The sequence below is a fragment of the Streptomyces sp. NBC_00249 genome, from assembly GCF_026342355.1.
Classification (GTDB): Bacteria; Actinomycetota; Actinomycetes; order Streptomycetales; family Streptomycetaceae; genus Streptomyces.
Window position 1 is genome coordinate 615,433 of sequence record NZ_JAPEMV010000005.1, and the last position, 18,594, is coordinate 634,026.

General features: G+C 74.0%; 17 protein-coding genes. 11 read left to right on the forward strand and 6 right to left on the reverse strand.

All coding sequences use genetic code 11. The features are described 5' to 3' along the window. Positions 1–31 precede the first annotated feature (31 nt). From OOK31_RS24570 to OOK31_RS24595, 6 genes are all read left to right on the forward strand, one after another. Positions 32–1,282 (forward strand): prenyltransferase/squalene oxidase repeat-containing protein, encoded by a 1,251-nt coding sequence (locus OOK31_RS24570; RefSeq protein WP_267089466.1) that lies wholly within the window; start codon positions 32–34, stop codon positions 1,280–1,282. Next, positions 1,279–1,977, forward strand: coding sequence for an SCO2322 family protein (locus OOK31_RS24575; protein ID WP_267089467.1), 699 nt, complete (start codon positions 1,279–1,281; stop codon positions 1,975–1,977). Before OOK31_RS24570 ends, OOK31_RS24575 begins: the two co-directional genes overlap by 4 nt. Continuing rightward, complete coding sequence (locus OOK31_RS24580) at positions 1,974–3,209, forward strand: energy-coupling factor transporter transmembrane protein EcfT (RefSeq protein WP_267089468.1); 1,236 nt, start codon at positions 1,974–1,976, stop codon at positions 3,207–3,209. Before OOK31_RS24575 ends, OOK31_RS24580 begins: the two co-directional genes overlap by 4 nt. Further along, positions 3,206–5,044, forward strand: coding sequence for an ABC transporter ATP-binding protein (locus OOK31_RS24585; RefSeq protein WP_267089469.1), 1,839 nt, complete (start codon positions 3,206–3,208; stop codon positions 5,042–5,044). Before OOK31_RS24580 ends, OOK31_RS24585 begins: the two co-directional genes overlap by 4 nt. Beyond that, complete coding sequence (locus tag OOK31_RS24590) at positions 5,041–5,913, forward strand: ECF transporter S component (protein WP_267089470.1); 873 nt, start codon at positions 5,041–5,043, stop codon at positions 5,911–5,913. The genes OOK31_RS24585 and OOK31_RS24590 overlap by 4 nt, the downstream gene beginning before the upstream one ends. A 296-nt stretch (positions 5,914–6,209) precedes the next feature. Further along, positions 6,210–6,653, forward strand: coding sequence for a transglycosylase SLT domain-containing protein (locus OOK31_RS24595; RefSeq protein WP_267088110.1), 444 nt, complete (start codon positions 6,210–6,212; stop codon positions 6,651–6,653). Between the two features lie 157 nt (positions 6,654–6,810). On the opposite strand, the gene OOK31_RS24600 is transcribed toward OOK31_RS24595, so the two are convergent. Beyond that, the gene (locus tag OOK31_RS24600) at positions 6,811–7,980 is read right to left on the reverse strand and encodes a steroid 3-ketoacyl-CoA thiolase (protein WP_267089471.1); all 1,170 of its coding nucleotides are present in this window, start codon (positions 7,978–7,980) and stop codon (positions 6,811–6,813) included. A 268-nt stretch (positions 7,981–8,248) separates the two neighbouring features. Between OOK31_RS24600 and OOK31_RS24605 the strand changes: the two genes are divergently transcribed. After that, positions 8,249–9,493, forward strand: a complete 1,245-nt coding sequence (locus tag OOK31_RS24605) for a cytochrome P450 (RefSeq protein WP_267089472.1) — start codon at positions 8,249–8,251, stop codon at positions 9,491–9,493. Between the two features lie 190 nt (positions 9,494–9,683). On the opposite strand, the gene OOK31_RS24610 is transcribed toward OOK31_RS24605, so the two are convergent. Then, entirely contained in the window at positions 9,684–11,708 is a 2,025-nt protein-coding gene (locus tag OOK31_RS24610; protein WP_267089473.1) for a bifunctional glycosyltransferase 87/phosphatase PAP2 family protein, read from the reverse strand. An 86-nt stretch (positions 11,709–11,794) separates the two neighbouring features. On the opposite strand from OOK31_RS24610, the gene OOK31_RS24615 reads away from it, so the two are divergent. After that, positions 11,795–12,124: an antibiotic biosynthesis monooxygenase gene (locus OOK31_RS24615; protein ID WP_267089474.1), complete on the forward strand. Its 330-nt coding sequence runs from the start codon at positions 11,795–11,797 to the stop codon at positions 12,122–12,124. Between the two features lie 64 nt (positions 12,125–12,188). Here the strand turns inward: OOK31_RS24615 and OOK31_RS24620 are convergent, their stop codons facing one another. Then, positions 12,189–12,584 (reverse strand): nuclear transport factor 2 family protein, encoded by a 396-nt coding sequence (locus OOK31_RS24620; RefSeq protein ID WP_267089475.1) that lies wholly within the window; start codon positions 12,582–12,584, stop codon positions 12,189–12,191. Between the two features lie 106 nt (positions 12,585–12,690). Here OOK31_RS24620 and OOK31_RS24625 point away from each other — a divergent pair, with 106 nt between their 5' ends. Further along, on the forward strand, positions 12,691–13,233 hold the full coding sequence (locus tag OOK31_RS24625; RefSeq protein ID WP_267089476.1) for a GNAT family N-acetyltransferase: 543 nt from the start codon (positions 12,691–12,693) through the stop codon (positions 13,231–13,233). Here the strand turns inward: OOK31_RS24625 and OOK31_RS24630 are convergent. The 3 genes from OOK31_RS24630 to OOK31_RS24640 all read right to left on the reverse strand — a co-directional run bounded on the left by OOK31_RS24630 (position 13,218) and on the right by OOK31_RS24640 (position 17,086). Then, positions 13,218–15,290, reverse strand: a complete 2,073-nt coding sequence (locus tag OOK31_RS24630; RefSeq protein WP_267089534.1) for a DHA2 family efflux MFS transporter permease subunit — start codon at positions 15,288–15,290, stop codon at positions 13,218–13,220. The genes OOK31_RS24625 and OOK31_RS24630 overlap by 16 nt on opposite strands. Before the next feature lie 783 nt (positions 15,291–16,073). Beyond that, positions 16,074–16,499, reverse strand: a complete 426-nt coding sequence (locus tag OOK31_RS24635) for a hypothetical protein (protein WP_267089477.1) — start codon at positions 16,497–16,499, stop codon at positions 16,074–16,076. Next, positions 16,496–17,086, reverse strand: a complete 591-nt coding sequence (locus OOK31_RS24640; RefSeq protein ID WP_267089478.1) for a hypothetical protein — start codon at positions 17,084–17,086, stop codon at positions 16,496–16,498. Before OOK31_RS24640 ends, OOK31_RS24635 begins: the two co-directional genes overlap by 4 nt. A gap of 52 nt (positions 17,087–17,138) precedes the next feature. Between OOK31_RS24640 and OOK31_RS24645 the strand changes: the two genes are divergently transcribed. Both OOK31_RS24645 and OOK31_RS24650 read left to right on the forward strand, forming a co-directional pair. Continuing rightward, positions 17,139–17,312 carry a peptidoglycan-binding protein gene (locus OOK31_RS24645; protein ID WP_267089479.1) on the forward strand — a complete coding sequence of 58 codons (174 nt, stop codon included), beginning with the start codon at positions 17,139–17,141 and terminating at the stop codon, positions 17,310–17,312. A 132-nt stretch (positions 17,313–17,444) separates the two neighbouring features. Further along, positions 17,445–18,134 carry an HAD-IA family hydrolase gene (locus OOK31_RS24650; RefSeq protein WP_267089480.1) on the forward strand — a complete coding sequence of 230 codons (690 nt, stop codon included), beginning with the start codon at positions 17,445–17,447 and terminating at the stop codon, positions 18,132–18,134. Positions 18,135–18,594 lie beyond the last annotated feature (460 nt).

Genomic DNA, 18,594 nt, shown 5'->3' on the forward strand with positions numbered 1-18,594 from the left:
GCCCCCCAGCACGAGAGGCACCCGCCCCGCCATGAACGTCCGCCGCAGCGCCGCCGCGCTCGCCGCCTCCGCCGTGCTCTGTGCGGTCTCCGCGCCCGCCGCCCTCGCCGACACCGCCCCGCCGGCCGCCCCTTCCGCGCCCCCGGTGATCCCGTCGGGCCTGTTCGGCAAGGCCGATCCGACGTACGACGGGGTGTGGCGCCAGTCGATCGCGCTGCTCGCCCAGCGGACCGTCGGGGCGAAGCCCGCCCCGGAGGCCGTCCGCTGGCTCCTCGCGCAGCAGTGCGCGAACGGCGGCTTCGCCTCCTTCCGCGCGGACGCCGCCAAGGCCTGCGACGCGACGACCGCGCTCGACACCAACGCCACCGCCATGGCCGTACAGGCCCTGAAGGCCCTCGGCGGGCAGGACGCCACGGTGAAGAAGGGCGTGGACTGGCTGAAGTCCGTCCAGAACGAGGACGGCGGCTGGGCCTACGTCCCGGGCTCCCCCAGCGAGGGCAGCTCGACCTCCCTCGTGGCCAGCGCCCTCTCCGTCGCCGGCGAGAAGCCGGCCGAGGTGAAGTCGAAGGCCGGCAAGTCCGCGTACGACGGCCTCCTCTCCTTCCAGCTGGGCTGCTCCGCCGAGCCGGCCGCCGACCGGGGCGCCTTCGGGTACCAGCCGGCCGACGGCAAGCTCGCCGCCAACGCCGACGCCACGGCCGCCGCCGCGCTGGCCGGCCTCGGCAAGGGCCTCCTCGTCGACCCGGCCGGTACGGACACCCCGGCCGCCGCCCTGGCCTGCCCGGCGGGCTCCGCCGACGCGACGGGCGCCGCCCAGGGCGCGGCCGGCTACCTGGCCGAGGCCCTGAAGAAGGACGGCCACCTGACGGCCGTCACCCCGGGCGCGGACCAGCCCCTCCCCGACACCGGCAACACCGCCGACGCCGTGATCGCCCTGGCCGCGGCCGGGCACCGGCAGTCGGCCGCGGGCGCCCTGGAGTGGCTCCAGAAGAACTCCGCCCAGTGGTCGCAGGGCAACCCGGCGGCGCTGGGCACCCTCGTCCTCGTCGCGCACGCGACGGGCACCGACCCGAAGGCCTTCGGCGGCGCCGACCTGGTCACGGCGCTGAACGCGACCGGCCCCGCCCCGCAGGCCGCCGACGCGGACGCCACCCCCGTCGAGAGCAAGAAGGACAAGAGCTCCGGCGGCCAGAACATCTGGTGGATCATCGGCGCGGGCGCCGCGGCCGGCATGGGCATCGGCATCCTGCTGAGCGGCCGCCGGAAGAAGAACCAGCTGTGACGGGCGGTCCCCGTCCGCGGGGGCTCCTCGGCCTCCTCGGCGTCCTGGGTCTCGCCCTGACCCTGTTCGCCGCGACCCCGGCGCTGGCGGCGAGCTACCGCTACTGGTCGTTCTGGGACGGTACGGGCGGCACCTGGGCGTACGCCACGCAGGGGCCGTCCACGGCCCGGCCGGCGGACGGCACGGTGCTCGGCTTCCGCTTCGCGGTGAGCAAGGACGCCGGGGACGAGGCGGCCAAGCCGCGCGCCGCCGCCGACTTCGACGCCGCCTGCGCGGGCACCGCCCCGGCCGCCGGCAAGAAGCGGATCGGGATCGTCGTCGACTTCGGGCTTCCCGCGGAGGCCCCCGGCGGCGAGACCCCGCCGCAGGAGGCCCCGCGCACCGCCTGCGCCCAGGTGGCCCCGGAGGCCACGGCCGCCGAGGCGCTGGCGGAGGTGGCGAAGCCGCTGCGCTACAACGGCGCGGCGCTGCTGTGCGGGATCTCGGGCTACCCGAGGACGGGCTGCGGCGAACCGATCGCCGACGCGGAACCGAAGCCGCCGGCGTCGGCGTCGGCGCCGGCCGCTCCTGAGGCCGAGTCCGACTCCGGGTCCGAGAACTCCTCCCTCCCCTCCGCGGGCCTGTTCCTGGGCATCGCGGCGCTCCTCGCCCTGGGCTCGGCCACCGTCTGGCAGTCCCGCCGCCGCAAGCGATGACCGGTCCGGCCGGGGCGCGGCGCACCACCCACGGCGCGGCACCCGCGGGCGCACCCCCGGCCCGGTCCGGCGCGGCCGGGCGGGCCGGCGCCCCGCACGGGCCGACGTACAGGAAGAAGGACCACCCCTGGCGGGCTCCCGAGGCCCGGCGCAGCAACGCGCTGCACGCGGGGGCCTGGTGGCTGTGGGCCCTCGGGCTCGCCACCGCCGCCTCCCGGACCACCAATCCGCTGCTCCTCGGGATGATCGTCGGCGTCGCCGGGTACGTGGTCGCCGCCCGCCGTACGGACGCGCCGTGGGCCCGTTCCTACGGGGCGTTCGTCAAGCTCGGCCTGTTCGTGATCGGGCTGCGGCTGGTCTTCTCCGTGCTGCTGGGCTCGCCGATCCCCGGCACGCACCTGCTGTTCACCCTCCCGGAGGTGCCGCTGCCGTCGTGGGCGCAGGGCGTCCGCTTCGGCGGGCGGGTCACCGCCGAGCAGCTGGTGTTCGCCTTCTACGACGGCGCGAAACTGGCCACCCTGCTGATCTGCGTGGGCGCCGCCAACGCGCTCGCCAATCCGGCGCGGCTGCTGAAGTCGCTGCCCGCCGCCCTGTACGAGGTGGGGGTGGCCGTGGTCGTGGCCATGACCTTCGCGCCGAACATGGTCGCGGACGTGGCCCGGCTGCGGACCGCGCGCCGGCTGCGCGGCCGCCCCACCGGCGGGGTGAAGGCCGTCCTCCAGATCGGGCTGCCGGTCCTGGAGGGCGCCCTGGAGCGGTCGGTGGCCGTGGCCGCCTCGATGGACGCGCGCGGCTACGGCCGTACGGCCGAGGTCCCGCCCGCGGTACGGCACACCACCAACGTCCTCACCCTCGGCGGACTGCTCGGCATGTGCGCGGGCACGTACGGGCTGCTCGCCGCCGAGGGCGCCGCGTACGGGCTGCCCGTGCTCGGCATCGGCCTGGTCCTGGCCCTCGCCGGACTGCGGCTCGGCGGCCGGCGCAGCATCCGCACCCGCTACCGGCCGGACCGGTGGGGGCTGCGGGCGTGGCTGGTCGCCGGTTCGGGGGCGGCGGTCGCGGCCCTGCTGATCCACGCGGCGTCGGTGGACCCGGAGGCGCTGCGGCCCGGCGTGGTCCCGCTGGTCGTGCCGACGCTGCCGCTGTGGCCGGCGGCGGCGGTCCTGATCGGCCTGCTCCCGGCCTTCGTGGCACCCGTCCCTCCGCCGTCGTCCAAGGAGTCCCCCCGGTGATCCGCTTCGAGCAGGTGTCGGTCACGTACGACGGCGCCCCGCACCCTTCCCTCCGCGACGCGGACTTCACCCTCCCGGAGGGTGAGCTGACCCTGCTCGTCGGCCCGTCCGGGGTCGGCAAGTCCACCCTGCTCGGCGCGGTCTCCGGGCTCGTCCCGCACTTCACGGGCGGCACCCTCACCGGGCGGGTCACGGTCGCGGGCCGTGACACGCGCACTCACCGGCCGCGGGAGCTCGCGGACGTGGTGGGCACGGTGGGCCAGGACCCGCCGGCGCACTTCGTGACGGACGTGGTGGAGGACGAGCTGGCGTACGGGATGGAGTCCCTGGGCCTGCCGCCCGCGGTGATGCGCCGCCGCGTGGAGGAGACCTTGGACCTCCTCGGCCTGAACGAACTCCGCGACCGCCCCATCGCCACCCTGTCCGGCGGGCAGCAGCAGCGGGTCGCGATCGGTTCGGTCCTCACCCCGCACCCGAAGGTCCTCGTCCTGGACGAACCCACCTCCGCGCTCGATCCGGCGGCGGCGGAGGAGGTCCTCGCGGTACTGCAACGCCTCGTGCACGACCTGGGCACGACCGTGCTGATGGCGGAGCACCGGCTGGAGCGGGTGGTCCAGTACGCGGACCGCGTCCTGCTCCTGCCCGCCCCGGGCGAGGCCCCGGTCCTCGGCACCCCGGCCGACATCATGGCCGTCTCCCCCGTCCACCCCCCGGTGGTCTCCCTGGGCCGCCTCGCGGGCTGGTCCCCCCTCCCCCTCTCGATCCGCGACGCCCGCCGCCTCGCCGCTCCGCTCAGGTCCCGCCTGTCCTCCTGCACCCCGCCCGGGGCCTCGACCCCCACCCTGCCCGCGTCCACGCGCGCCGCCGCTTCCCGGGGCTCCGCCCCGGACCCCGCGCCTCAAACGCCGGCGAGGCTGGATCTTTCAGCCTCGCCGGCGTTTGAGGCGCGGGGGTCCGGGGGCGGAGCCCCTGGTTTCGGGAAGGGGCGGGGTGGGGGAGAGGCCCCGCGCAGCGGCTCACTCGCCCGCCTGCTGCGCCGCAGCGGGAACGCACCCGCCCCCACCCCCACAGCGGCCAGCGCAACGGCCCTCACCGTCCGCCGCGCCCGCGCAGAGGTCCTGCGCGACGTCACCCTCACCGTCGCCCCCGGCGAAACCGTCGCCCTCATGGGCCGCAACGGCGCCGGGAAGTCCACCCTCCTCGCCACCCTCGTCGGTACCCTCGCCCCCACCACCGGCCAGGTGACCGTCGGGGGCCGCGCCCCGCACCGTACGCCGCCCGCCGAGATGGTCCGCCGGGTGGGCCTGGTGCCCCAGGAGCCCCGGGACCTCCTCTACGCCGACACCGTCGCCGCCGAGTGCGCCGCCGCCGACTCCGACGCGGGCGCCGCCCCCGGCACCTGCCGCGGTCTGGTCAACGCCCTGCTGCCGGACGTACCGGACGACACCCACCCCCGGGACCTGTCCGAAGGGCAGCGGCTGACCCTGGCCCTGGCCCTGGTGCTGACGGGCCGACCGGCCCTGCTGCTCCTCGACGAGCCGACGCGCGGGCTGGACTACGCCGCCAAGGCCCGCCTGATCGAGCTGCTGCGCACCCTCGCGGCCGAGGGGCACGCCATCGTGCTGGCCACGCACGACGTGGAGCTGGCCGCGGAGCTGGCGCACCGGGTGGTCATCCTGGCGGGCGGCGAGATCGTCGCGGACGGTCCGACGGCGGAGGTGGTCGTCTCCTCCCCGGCGTTCGCCCCGCAGGTGGCGAAGATCCTGGCCCCCGGCCACTGGCTCACGGTCTCCCAGGTGGCCGCCGCCCTGGAAACGACGGCGGCCACCCCATGAGCCACCCCACCCACCCCGCCCGCCCCATCCGCATCGGCCCCCGCGCCGCCGCGGCCCTGGTCCTCGTCACCCTGATCGGTATAGCCGCCTTCGGCTGGCCCCTCCTCGCCGACCGCCAGTCCGGTCTGGCGCACTCCCAGGACGCCCCCTGGCTGTTCGCCGCCCTGCTCCCCCTCCTCGTGGGCGTGGTGGTGGCGACCATCGCCGATCAGGGCATGGACGCCAAGGCCGTCGCGATGCTGGGCGTACTGGCCGCCGTGGGCGCGGCGCTGCGCCCGCTGGGGGCGGGGACGGCGGGGCTGGAGCCCATGTTCTTCCTGATGGTGCTGAGCGGCCGCGTCCTCGGACCGGGTTTCGGCTTCGTGCTGGGCGCCGTCACCATGTTCGCCTCCGCCCTGCTGACGGGCGGGGTCGGGCCGTGGATGCCGTTCCAGATGCTGGCGCTGGGCTGGTTCTCGCTGGGCGCGGGGCTGCTGCCCGGGCCGGCCCGGATCCGGGGGCGGGCCGAGCTGGCGATGCTCGCGGCGTACGGGTTCCTCGGCTCGTTCGCGTACGGGACGGTCATGAACCTGCAGGGCTGGGTGCTGCTGCAGGGCATGGGCCAGGGCGTGTCCTTCCACCCGGGTGACCCGGTGCCGGAGAACCTGGCGCGCTTCGCCGCGTACTGTCTGGCGACCTCGCTGGGCTGGGACCTGGGGCGGGCGGCGCTGACCGTCGTGCTGACGCTGACGCTCGGGGCCACCTTGCTGAAGGCGTTGCGCCGGGCCACCAGGAAGGCGGCGTTCGAGGCGCCCGTCTCCTTCGATTCGGGGGCGGAATCCGCCCCCGACCACCCCCGCCAAAGGGGTACGAACAGTTACAGCAGGTGAGATTCCGGCGCTGTGCCGGTGACCCGCCCCACAGGACCCAGGTCACATACGAGCCGGGCTAGTAGTCCTCAAAGCCCCCGTACGCACCACCTGGCACCGCCTCCCACCTGCGCGGACACCCCCACCCCTGCCTCCGGGCCGTTGCGCCCCCGCTGCGAGGTCCACTAGTAAGCGGCGTCGTTGCCAGCCCTGCCGGCGGTCTGTAGAACTGGATGAGTCGCCAGGCGGCACGGGTGCTTCACCCGCCGCCGACGGATCCCCTCTCCCCCGTGTGAGTGGCTCACGCATGTCCCGGCATGCCGCGACCGTCCTTGTCCCCTTCGGAAGGTTCATCCGTGTCCAACGCTGTCATCCGCCGCATCGCCGCCTCGAAGAAGACCCTCGCGGGTTCCGTCCTCGCCCTGGGCGTCGCCGGTTCCCTGCTCGCCGCGGCGCCCGCCCAGGCGGCCCCCGCGAGCGCCAAGGCGATCGCCCAGCAGATGATCAAGGACCCGGCGCAGTTCGCGGCCTTCAACAAGATCGTTTCGCACGAGAGCGGCTGGGACTACACCGCCACGAACTCCTCCTCGGGTGCCTACGGCCTGGTCCAGGCCCTGCCGGCCTCGAAGATGGCCTCGGCGGGCTCGGACTGGAAGACCAACCCGGCCACCCAGATCAAGTGGGGCCTGGACTACATGAACGAGCGCTACGGCAGCCCCGTCGGCGCCTGGAACTTCTGGCAGAACAACCACTGGTACTAAAAACCACCAGCGGTAGCAGCCGGCGGTAGCAGCCAGACACACGCATGCGAAGGCCCCGGTGGCCGGCCTCCCCAGGTCCGGCCCCCGGGGCCTTCGGCTTCCCATCCCACAGGGTCTTCGCGAGCGGCACCCCCTCGGCCGCGCCGCCGCGTACGTCCTACAGCCGCTGGATGATCGTTCCGGTGGCCAGCGCCCCGCCCGCACACATGGTGATCAGCGCGAACTCCTTGTCGCGGCGTTCCAGCTCGTGCAGCGCGGTGGTGATCAGCCGGGCGCCGGTGGCGCCGACGGGGTGGCCGAGCGCGATGCCGCCACCGTTGACGTTGACCTTCTCCAGGTCCTGCCCGAAGACCTGCGCCCAGCTGAGGACGACGGAGGCGAAGGCCTCGTTGATCTCGACGAGGTCGATGTCCCTGAGGGACATCCCCGCCTTGCCCAGCACGGCCCGGGTCGCGTCGATCGGCCCGTCGAGGTGGAAGTGCGGGTCGGAGCCGACGAGCGCCTGGGCGACGATCCGGGCGCGCGGGCGCAGCTTGAGCGCGCGGGCCATCTTGCGCGAGGCCCACATCACGGCGGCGGCGCCGTCGGATATCTGGGAGGAGTTCCCGGCGGTGTGCACGGCGGTCGGCATGACGGGCTTGAGGCGGGCGAGGCCCTCCATGCTGGTGTCGCGCAGGCCCTCGTCCCGGTCGACCAGGCGCCACATGCCCTGACCGGCGGCCTGTTCGGCCTCGATGGTGGGGACCTGGACGGCGAAGGTCTCGCGCTTGAAGCGTTCCTCGGCCCAGGCGGCCGCGGCCCGCTCCTGGGAGAGGACGCCGAGGGTGTCGACGTCCTCGCGGGTGAGGCCGCGGTGGCGGGCGATGCGCTCGGCGGCCTCGAACTGGTTCGGGAGGTCGACGTTCCACTCGTCCGGGAAGGGTTTGCCCGGGCCGTGCTTGGAGCCGGAGCCCAGGGGGACGCGGCTCATGGCCTCGACCCCGCAGGCGATGCCGACGTCGATCACTCCGCCGGAGATCATGTTGGCGACCATGTGGTTGGCCTGCTGCGAGCTGCCGCACTGGCAGTCCACGGTGGTCGCGGCGGTCTCGTAGGGCAGCCCCATGGCGAGCCAGGCGTTGCGCGCCGGGTTCATCGACTGCTCGCCGGCGTGGGTGACGGTGCCGCCGACGATCTGCTCGACGCAGTCGGGCTGGATTCCGGTCCGGGCGAGGAGTTCGCGGTAGGTCTCGCCGAGCAGGTAGGCCGGATGGAGGTTGGCCAGGGCGCCCCCGCGTTTCCCGATGGGGGTGCGTACGGCTTCGACGATGACGGGTTCCGCGGCCATGAGCTCGTCCCTTCCTGCACATCTGTACGGCACGGCGCCGTCGGGGCGGGCCGTCCCGGCGCCCCGCCCGAACCAGCACCCCGAACTAGTACGCGTTCTAGTTCTCCCCCGCAGTCTTATGACCTGGAGGCCCGGCACGCAAGGGTCTTGCACGCGGCTTACACGGATTCCACACGCAACAGTTGGCGCGGGAACCCTTGTCACTTCTAGAACTCGTTACTACCTTCAAGCCAACTTCTGATGGGCCGTCAGACTTTGGAGTCGCCCGATGCCCTGTCCCGCGCTGCCCGAAGGCTTCGACGCCACCGACCCCGACCTCCTCCAGGAGCGGGTCCCCTTCCCGGAGTTCGCCCGGCTGCGACAGACCGCCCCCGTGTGGTGGTGCCCCCAGAGGCGCGGCGTCACCGGCTTCGACGACGAGGGCTACTGGGTCGTCACCCGGCACGCGGACGTCAAGTACGTCTCCACGCACCCGGAGCTCTTCTCCTCCACCACCAACACCGCGATCATCCGCTTCAACGAGCACATCCAGCGCGAACAGATAGATGCCCAGCGCCTGATCATGCTGAACATGGACCCGCCGGAACACACCCGCGTACGCCAGATCGTGCAGCGGGGCTTCACCCCCCGGTCCATCCGCGGCCTGGAGGCGGCCCTGCGCGACCGGGCCCGGAAGATCGCCGAGGAGGCGCTCGCGGCATCGGCCGACGGCAGCTTCGACTTCGTCACGCAGGTCGCCTGCGAACTCCCGCTCCAGGCCATCGCCGAGCTGATCGGCGTACCGCAGGAGGACCGGGCCCGGATCTTCGACTGGTCGAACAAGATGATCGCCTACGACGACCCGGAGTACGCGATCACCGAGGAGGTCGGCGCCAACGCGGCGATGGAGCTCATCGGTTACGCCATGAACCTGGCCGCCGAACGCAAGGAGTGCCCGGCCAAGGACATCGTCACGCAGCTCGTCGCGGCGGAGGGCCAGGGCAACCTGGGCTCCGACGAGTTCGGCTTCTTCGTGCTGCTGCTCGCCGTCGCCGGCAACGAGACCACGCGCAACGCCATCAGCCACGGCATGCACGCCTTCCTCACCCACCCCGAGCAGTGGGAGCTGTACAAGGCGACCCGGCCGGCCACCGCGGCGGAGGAGATCGTGCGCTGGGCCACCCCCGTGGTGTCCTTCCAGCGCACCGCCACCCAGGACACCGAGGTGGGCGGGCAGAAGATCAAGGCGGGCGACCGGGTGGGGATGTTCTACTCCTCCGCCAACCACGACCCCGAGGTCTTCGAGAACCCGGACGCCTTCGACATCACCCGCGACCCGAACCCCCACCTCGGCTTCGGCGGCGGCGGCCCGCACTTCTGCCTGGGCAAGTCCCTGGCCGTGATGGAGATCGACCTGATCTTCAACGCCCTCGCCGACACCCTCCCCGACCTACGCCTCACCGGCGAGGCCCCGCGGCGCCTGCGCGCGGCCTGGCTCAACGGCATCAAGGAACTCCGGGTCACCACCGACTGACCGGGGCCCGCCCATTTCAGCCCCGCCGGCGTGTGAGGCGCGGGGCTCGGGGCAGCGCCCCGGCAACGGACCCGCGCCCGTTCGGGTGGCGGACCCGCCGCAACGGGGCGATCCTTACAGACAGCGGCGATCCACCGAAGGGGCCGCCGGGGCAGCACTGCCCCGGCGGCCCCTTCGGCCGCACCGGGGCCTACGTACGGCCGGACGCCTGCGGAACCCGCACGGACGACGCCCCCGCGCCCCGCGGCAAAGGCAGGCCCGCCCGCAGCCGACGCGGCCCGGACAGCACGTGCACCAACCCGAAGCCCGCGGCCACGACCCCCGCCCCGCCCACCGCGTCCAGCACCCAGTGATTGGCGGTGGCCACGATCGCGCACACCGTGACCGTCGGGTGGAGCGCCCCGAGGAGCTTCTGCCACCCCTTCGGCGCGAGCGTGACGATCACGACCCCGCACCACAGGGACCAGCCGAAGTGCAGCGAGGGCATCGCCGCGTACTGGTTGGAGATCGCGGTCATCGCCCCGTAGGACGGGTTCGCGAGGTCCTGCACCCCGTGCACGGTGTCGACGAAGCCGAGGCCCGGCATGAGCCGCGGCGGTGCGAGCGGGAACAGCCAGAACCCGGCCAGCGCCAGGACGGTGGCCAGCCCCAGGGAGGCCCGCGCCCAGCGGTAGTCGGCGGGGCGGCGCCAGTAGAGGACCGCCAGGATCGTGAGCGGGACGACGAAGTGGAAGGAGGTGTAGTAGAAGTTGAAGAACCCCTCCAACCACGCCGTGTCCACCACCGCGTGGTTCACGGCGTGCTCGATGTCGATGCCCAGCGCCCGCTCGATGCCGAGGATCAGGCTGCCGTTGCCCTCGGCGAGGGAGCGGCTGGTGGGGGCGGCGGCCCGGATGTGCGAGTAGAGCGAGTAGCCGACCCGTATCAGCAGCAGTTCCAGCAGCAGGTTGGGGCGGGACAGCACCCGCCGCCAGAACGGCAGCAGCGGTACGCGGGCCCAGCGCGCGGCGGCCGGGCGGCCGTAGCGGGTGGGCACGGGCTCGCGCCAGTACGGCGAGGAGCGCGGCAGGAACGGCACGGCGCAGGCCGCCGCGAGGGCCGCGAGCAGCAGCACGTTGTCGCGTACGGGGGCCAGCGCGGCCAGGTTCGGCAGCAGCACGGCGCTCGGCAGGGTCACGGCGAGGACGACGGCGACGGGCCACACCGGCCGGTCGGCGGCGCGCCGGCCCACCTTGCCGGCCACCGCGAGCAGCACCCACAGCAGCTGGTGGCGCCAGCCGGCCGGGGACACGGCGACGGCCACGCAGCCGGTGACGGCGACGGCGAGCAGCAGTTGGCCGTCGCGGGCGTAGCCGGCCGCGCGGCGCAGGCCGATCCAGGCGACGGCGGCGGCGAGGACGAGGTAGAGCCCGATCTCGGCGGGGCCGCCGAGGCCCAGGCGCAACAGGGCGCCGTGCACGGACTGGTTGGCGAGGTCGTCGGGGGCGGCGCCGAGACCGGTACCGGCGAGGCGCTCGACCCAGTACGTCCACGAGTCGCGCGGCAGCGAGGCCCAGGACAGCGCGGTGGCTCCGGCGAAGGTCACGGCGGCGGCCCGCGCGGTGGTGCGGCGGCCCGAGAGCCACAGCATCGGGGCGAAGAGCAGCAGGGCGGGCTGGAGCGCGGCGGCGAGGCCGACGAGGAAGCCTGCCGGGCGTTCGGCGGGCACCCGGAACACGGCGAGGAGCACCAGCAGTACGGGCAGCACGGCCGCCTGCCCGGGGGAGCCGGCCTCGCGGACGGGCAGCGAGACCATCATCAGCGCGACCAGCACGGGCGCGGCGAGCCACGCGGTGCGGCGGGGTACGGGGTCGGGCAGGGCGCGGGCGGCGACCAGGCCGACGGCGGTGACGAGGAGCAGGGTCACGCAGGCCCAGGCCACCTCCAGGGAGGGGGCGGCGAGGCCGAGGAACGGTCTGAGGACGAGGCCGCCGAAGGGGGTGCCGGTGAACTGGGCGGCGTCGTAGAGGGATCCGGGGGCCGCGGCCGCGGGTCCGGAGAGGCCGAAGCCGCCGAGCCACTCCCCGGACGGCTCGCTCAGCACGGCGACGGCCTGCCGGCCGGTGAGGACGGCCGCGAGCGCCCACAGCAGGAGGCGCGCCACCCCGAGTCTGCCGCTACCGCCTATGACCCCGGCATGTCCGTCCGCACCGCTGCGCTCCGCCGCATCAGCCACGCCTCGCCGTCCTCCCGCCGCGTTTCGTGCCCCGGTTGCTCACCGGGGTCGACGATATCCCGCGGCCGATCCCTAGGATGGCGGGCATGAGCATCGTGAAGATCAACGCACTGACCGTGCCGGCCGAGCAGCGCGAGGTGCTGGAGCAGCGCTTCGCCTCGCGGGCGGGCGCCGTGGAGGGTTCGGACGGGTTCGAGTGGTTCGAGCTGCTGCGTCCCGTCGAGGGCACGGACCAGTACCTCGTGTACACCCGGTGGCGTTCGGAGGAGGACTTCCAGGCGTGGATGGAGGGTCCGATGAAGGCCGCGCACCAGGGTGGGGGCGCGGGCGGCGGCGAGCGGCCGAAGCCGGCGGCTTCCGGTTCGTCGGTGTGGTCGTTCGAGGTCGTGCAGCAGGCGGCGCCGAAGCAGGCGTGAGCCGGCGGTGGTGAGGAGAGGGCCCGGGGCGCGCCCCGGGCCCTCTCCCCTTGCCCTGCTCGGGTCAGCTCCAGAAGGCGTCGTTCTCGTCGATGTCCTCGGTGCACTCGTCGATGTCGGTGATCTTGCCTCCGACGATGGTGAAGAAGAGTCCCTCGCGGATCTCGATCCCCCGGTCGCCGCGGTCCCCGCGGGCGGTGTGGAAGGCCATCGCGTGGCCCCGGCCGTCCGCCATGACCGCGTGGACGTGGACCTGGAAGGTGCCCTGCGTCTCCTCGCCGAGGCGGCGGTAGAGGTCGAGGACGGCCTCCCGCCCCTTGTGGTGCCCGGAGAGCGGGTTGTTGCCGGGCACGTGGTGGATGACGTCGGCCGTCATCAGTGCGCCCAGCGCCTCCATGTCGCCCTTGCCGAAGGCCTCGTAGCCGCGGCGGATCAGTGCACAGTCCGGATGCTCCGACATGTCGATTCACACCCTCCGTTGGCCGTATTTTCACCTTTTCCCATCATGTGCCCGTGCGTGTGGATATTCCACGCGGGCGGCGGCCGGGGCACTCCACAATGACGCCATGGACAAGAACACGATCACCGTCGGTCGGGGCCCCGGCACCGGCCAGGGCCCTGGTTGGACGGTCACCGAGGAGCCCTTCACCACCCCGGACGCCACCGTCCTGCGCCGCGCGTACTACGCGGAGGTCGCCGGCCGGTACTGGGAGCGGTCCGTCACCGAGGCCGAGATCGACGAGGGAATGCTGGACGACACGCCGGACCGGCTCGCCCCGCCGCGGGGCCGCTTCGTGGTGGGCCGGCGGGACGGCGTACCCCTGGCCTGCGGGGGCGTACGGCTGCTCGATCCGGTGACCGCCGAGCTCACCCGCGTCTACGTGGACCCGCGCAGCCGCGGCACCGGCGGCGGGGCGGCGCTGCTCGCCGCGCTGGAGGAGGCGGCCCGCGGGCTGGGCGCCGAGCGGGTGCGCCTGGACACCCGGAGCGATCTGGTGGAGGCCCGCGCCTTGTACGCGCGTCACGGGTACCGGGAGATACCTGCGTACAACTCCGGTCCGTACGCCGAGCACTGGTTCGAGAAGCCGCTCGCTCAGTGGGCGGAATGATCCCGGCGCGGCAAGGTGTCGTAGGGCTCCTCGGCGTCGGATCCGCAGAGCTCCCGGTTGATCTCCTCGACCAGCTTGACCAGGTCCGTGGGCCGGTCGGGGCCCCACCAGTCGCCGAGCAGCTCGGCAAGTGACTCCTGGCGCGCCCGGGACAGCCGGGCCGCGACCTGCCGGCCCCGGTCGGTGAGGACGAGCGGGAGCCCGTCGCGCACGGCGAGGCCGCGTTCCTCCACCTGGCGGGCGGCGTCCGTGATGGCCTTCAGGGGGACCACGGTGCGTTCCGCGAGCATCGCCGGCTCGGCCGAGCCGTACTTGTTGATCCGCAGCAGCAGCCAGCTCGCGGCGGGGAGGAGGTCGTAGCCGGCCTTCTCGGTGATCTTCTCGTAGACGTGGCGGCGTCCCTCACGGGTGCCCAGCACGGACAGCGCGCGGGCGACCTCGTCGTGGGAGGAGCGTTCGACGGGGTTGGAGGCGAGGGTCTCGGTCACGTCGGGGGCGGTGACGGATCCGCGGAGCTTGTCCTCCTTCAGGAACCAGGCGATCACGAAGGCGACGAGGACGACGGGCGCGGCGTAGAGGAAGACGTCCGTGATGGCGGTGGAGTAGGCGTCCAGCAGCCGGGGGCGCAGCTCGGCCGGCAGTGCCCCGATGGCCCTGGGGTCCGCCTCCAGCCGCTGCACGCTCGTCCCGGGCGGCAGCGGGGCACCGGCAAGGGCTCCGGAGAGCTCGTTCCCGAGCCGGTTGGTGAAGATCGTGCCGAAGATGGCCACGCCGAAGGAGGCGCCGATGGAGCGGAAGAAGGTGGCGCCGGAGGTGGCGACGCCGAGGTCGGCGTAGCTGACGGAGTTCTGCACGGCCAGCACCAGCACCTGCATGACCAGGCCGAGTCCGGCGCCGAAGACGAAGAAGTAGACGCTCATCTCCCAGTCGGAGCTGGTGCGTTCCAGCTGGTGCAGGAGCAGCAGTCCGATGGCGGTGACGCCGGTGCCGAGGATGGGGAACACCTTCCACCGTCCGGTGCGGCTGACGATCTGACCGGAGACGGTGGAGGCGATCAGCAGGCCGAGCACCATCGGCAGCATGTGCACGCCGGACATGGTCGGCGAGACGCCCCGCACGACCTGGAGGAAGGTCGGCAGGTAGACCATCGCGCCGAACATCGCGAAGCCGACGACGAAGCTGATCACCGAGCAGAGGGTGAAGGTGCGGATGCGGAACAGGCCCAGCGGCAGCACGGGTTCGGCGGCCCGCCGCTCGACGAGGAGGAAGGCGACGAGGAGGACGGCACCGAGGACGGCGAGGACGACGACCTGGACCGAGCCCCAGCTCCAGGTGGTTCCGCCGAGGGAGGCGACGAGGACCAGGCAGGTGGCGACGGCGGCGATGAGGAAGGTGCCGAGGTAGTCGATGGTGTGCCGGGTGGAGCGGGCCGGGATGCGCAGGGCGGCGGCGATGACGACGAGGGCGACCAGACCGATGGGGAGGTTGATGTAGAAGACCCAGCGCCAGGAGAGGTGGTCGACGAACAGCCCGCCGAGCAGCGGGCCGAGCACGCTGGTCGCGCCGAAGACGGCGCCGAAGAGGCCCTGGTACTTGCCGCGTTCGCGGGGCGGGACGATGTCGCCGACGATCGCCATCGACAGCACCATCAGCCCGCCGCCGCCCAGGCCCTGGAGGGCGCGGAAACCGATCAGCTGCGGCATGTTCTGGGCGAGTCCGCACAGCGCGGAGCCGATGAGGAACAGCACGATGGCGTACTGGAAGAGCTTCTTGCGCCCGTACTGGTCGCCGAGTTTGCCCCACAGGGGCGTGGCGGCGGTGGAGGCCAGCATGTAGGCGGTGACCACCCACGACAGGTGCGCCATGCCGCCGAGGTCGCTGACGATGGTGGGCAGCGCGGTGGAGACGATGGTCTGGTCGAGGGAGGAGATCAGCAGGCCCAGCAGCAGGGCCCCGATCGACACGAGCACCTCACGGGAGGCGCGCTCGGCGCCGGGACCGGGCTCCACGGCCGAAGCCGTCACATCCTGAGCCATGGACTCCTCCTCAGGCCTCAGGCCGGATCAACATCTCCATCCTGAGTGGTGTGTCCCGTTATGGCCTGTCGGGCGGGTTGGGCAGGACGTGAGGGGTCTGCATAATCGCAGGCATTGGCCAGGGGAGGGATTCCAGTGAGCGCTGAGCGCTGTCCAGAATGCGGCGTCGTGGGCGCCGACTGCGGGTGCACGGCGGGCGTGGGCTTCAACCCGCTCCGCATCCGCCCGTACGTGGCCATGCCCGACCCGGGCCAACAGCCACCCACCCCCCAACCAGTCCTGGGCGCCCTGTCCCACCCCAGCCCCCAGGCCCCCACCCCGTTCCCCCTGCCACCCCACCCGGGCCCGTTCCCGCCGGCATCCGAGAGCCAGCCTGAAGCGTTCCCGCCGGCACCCCACGGCACCCAAGCCCAGCTGGCCCACCCTGAGGTGGTCCCGACGGCACCCCAGGGCACCCAGGGCCACCCCGGCCCGTTCCCCACGGCCGAGCAGGGCCAGCAGGGCACACAGGCCCAGCCCGACCCCTACCCGTCGGCCCCACCGACCCCGCCGACCCAGCAGGGCCAGCAGGGCCAGCAGGGCCAGCAGGGCCAGCAGGGCCAGCAGGGCCAGCCTGAGGCGTTCCCCTCGGCGCCCCAGGACGCCCAAGGCCACCCCGGCCCGTTCCCCACGGCACCCCTGGGCCAGCTCGGCACGCAGGCTCAGCCCGACCCATCTCCATCGGCCCCGGAGGGCTCACAGGGCCACTCAGGGCCCTACCTGTCGACGCCACCGAGCCCGCAGAGCCAGCCTGAGGCGTTCCCCTCAGCACCCGACGGCGCCCAGGGCCAGCCCGGCCCGTTCCCGTCGACGCCCCAGGGCGAGCAGGGCTACCCCGCCCCGTTCCCGGCGGCGCCGCCGAGCCCCCAGGGCCAGCCCGGTGCGCCGGGTCAGGCGATGCCGCAGGACGCGCCGGACCAGCCCGGCATCACCCCGACCGCGCCGCAGGCCGCGCAAGGCCCCTCGACTCCGCACGGCCAGCTCGGTGCGCAGGACCAGCCCGGCCCCTCCCTGGCGGAGCCACAAGGCGCGCAGGGCCAGCCCCAGCCGTTCCCGGCGGCGCCGCACGGCGCAGGAGGCTTCCCGGGCCCGTTCCCGGCGGCGCCGCAGGGTGCGCAGGACCAGCCCGGCCCCTCCCCGACGGCGTCGCCCGGCCTGCCCGCAGCCGCGCCGCCGCACGCGCAGGGTCACCCCACCCCCTTCCCGGCGGAGCCGAGTGGGGAGGACGCGACCTCCGTGTTGCCGGTGGTGCCGCCGATACCGGCTCCCCCCGCCGAGCCGTCGGCCCCGGCGGGGGCCCGGGAGACGGACACTCCCGCGTACGGGCTACCCGTACCGGCCGCTGTGGAGCACACCGTGCAGCTCCGGGCGGTCCCGCCGCAGGCGTACCCGGCGCCCGGGTACGCCTCCACGGCCCCCGCGCCCGGACCCGGACCGCAGCGGCGGCGGCGGCTGCCGCTGCTGGCCTCCGCAGCAGCAGTGGTGGTGGCCGCCGGAGTACTCGCGCTGGGAGTGCGGATGTTCTCCGACTCCGGGTCGAGCGACACCGCCCTGGTCGACCCGAACCCTCCCGTTCCCGCCAGCGCGGCCCCGGCCGTCCCCTCGGACGGCTCCGGCAGTCCGACCGCGTCCCCGTCCGCGTCGGCGTCGCCGTCCCCGTCGGCCAGCGCGTCGCGTTCCGCGTCCCCGTCCCCGTCGGCGAGCGCCTCGCGTTCCTCCGCCCCGCCGTCCCCCACCCCGTCGGCGAGCGCGAGCCGCTCCCCCAGCCCGAAGCCCACGCCCCCGCCGGCCCTGGCGCCGACCCTGCGGCACGGGGACTCCGGCCCCGAGGTGCTGAAGCTCCAGCGGCTGCTCTCGGAGCAGGGCCTGTACCGGGGCAGGTTCGACAGCAAGTTCGGGCGTTCGGTGGAGAGCGCGGTGGAGGACTTCCAGATGGAGAGCGGCGTCTACGAGGACCCCTGGGGGGTCTACGGTCCGGCGACCCGCCGCGCCCTGGAGGGATAGGTCACTCCGCCGGCGGTGGCGCGAACCGCTCCCGATTTTGTATCGTGAAGAAACAAAGTGGTTCCGTCCGCAATCCCTGACCGGTGGACGGAACCACTTGTTCTCTTTCCCGCCCCGTCTGGAGCCCCGCCGATGCCGGCCAGCACCACCACCGCCACCGCCCCCGTCGTCCTGACCGCCAAGGCCCTGCTCCTGGACATGGACGGCACCATCGTCAACTCCGACGCGGTGGTCGAGCGCTGCTGGCGCGAGTGGGCGCTCTCCCACGGGCTGGACCCGCAGGAGGCGCTCAAGGTGGTCCACGGCCGCCAGGGCTACGCCACGATGGCGATCCTGCTGCCCGAGCGCCCGATGGAGCTCAACCACGCCGAGAACAAGGTGATGCTCGCCCGCGAGACCGCCGACACCGACGGCGTGGTGCCGGTCGGCGGCGCACCGGAGTTCATGGCCGCGATCGCCGGCCTGCCGCACGCGCTGGTCACCTCGGCCGACGCCGCCCTGGCCGAGGCCCGGATGACGGCCGCAGCCCTCCCGATGCCGCACGTACGGGTCACCGCCGAGTCCGTCGGGGCCAGCAAGCCGGACCCCGAGGGCTTCCTCAAGGGCGCGGCCGAGTTGGGCGTGGATCCGGCCGACTGCGTGGTCTTCGAGGACTCGGGCGCCGGCATAGCCGCCGGGCTGGCGGCCGGCATGCGCGTGATCGGCATCGGCCCCCGCGCCGCCGCCCACGGCCCGACGGCCCAGGTCCCCGACCTGACGTCGATCCACGTCACCACCGCCGCCGACGGCACGATCCACCTGACCCTCACCCCGACCACCTGACCCCACGCCCACCGGGCCACCGGGCCACCGGGCCACCGGGCCACCGGGCCACCGGGCCACCGGGCCACCGGGCCACCGGGCCACCGGGCCACCGGGCACAGCAAAGCGCCGACGAACGGCCCGGCACCGCCACCGCTCCGAAACCGCGCACCCAAGGGCGGCCCCGGCACCCCGAACGGCGCCACGCCCAGGCAGAGCGCACCCACCTCCCCAGACACCAGCCCCGCCCGACACCGGGCCCCGGTGACGGCGGGTCCCGGAAGCCCGCCACCCGACGAACGCACCCGGGCCGGACGGCGCCACCACCCAGGCGGAGCGCACCCGCCCCACGGGACATCAGCCCGCCCAGCACCGGCGTCCGGAGACGCCGGGCCCCCGAAGCCCGCCACCCGACGAACGCACCCCGGTCACCGTCAGGACGGCCCTCGCGGCCGGACGTTGGAGAGCGCCCTGTCCGGGT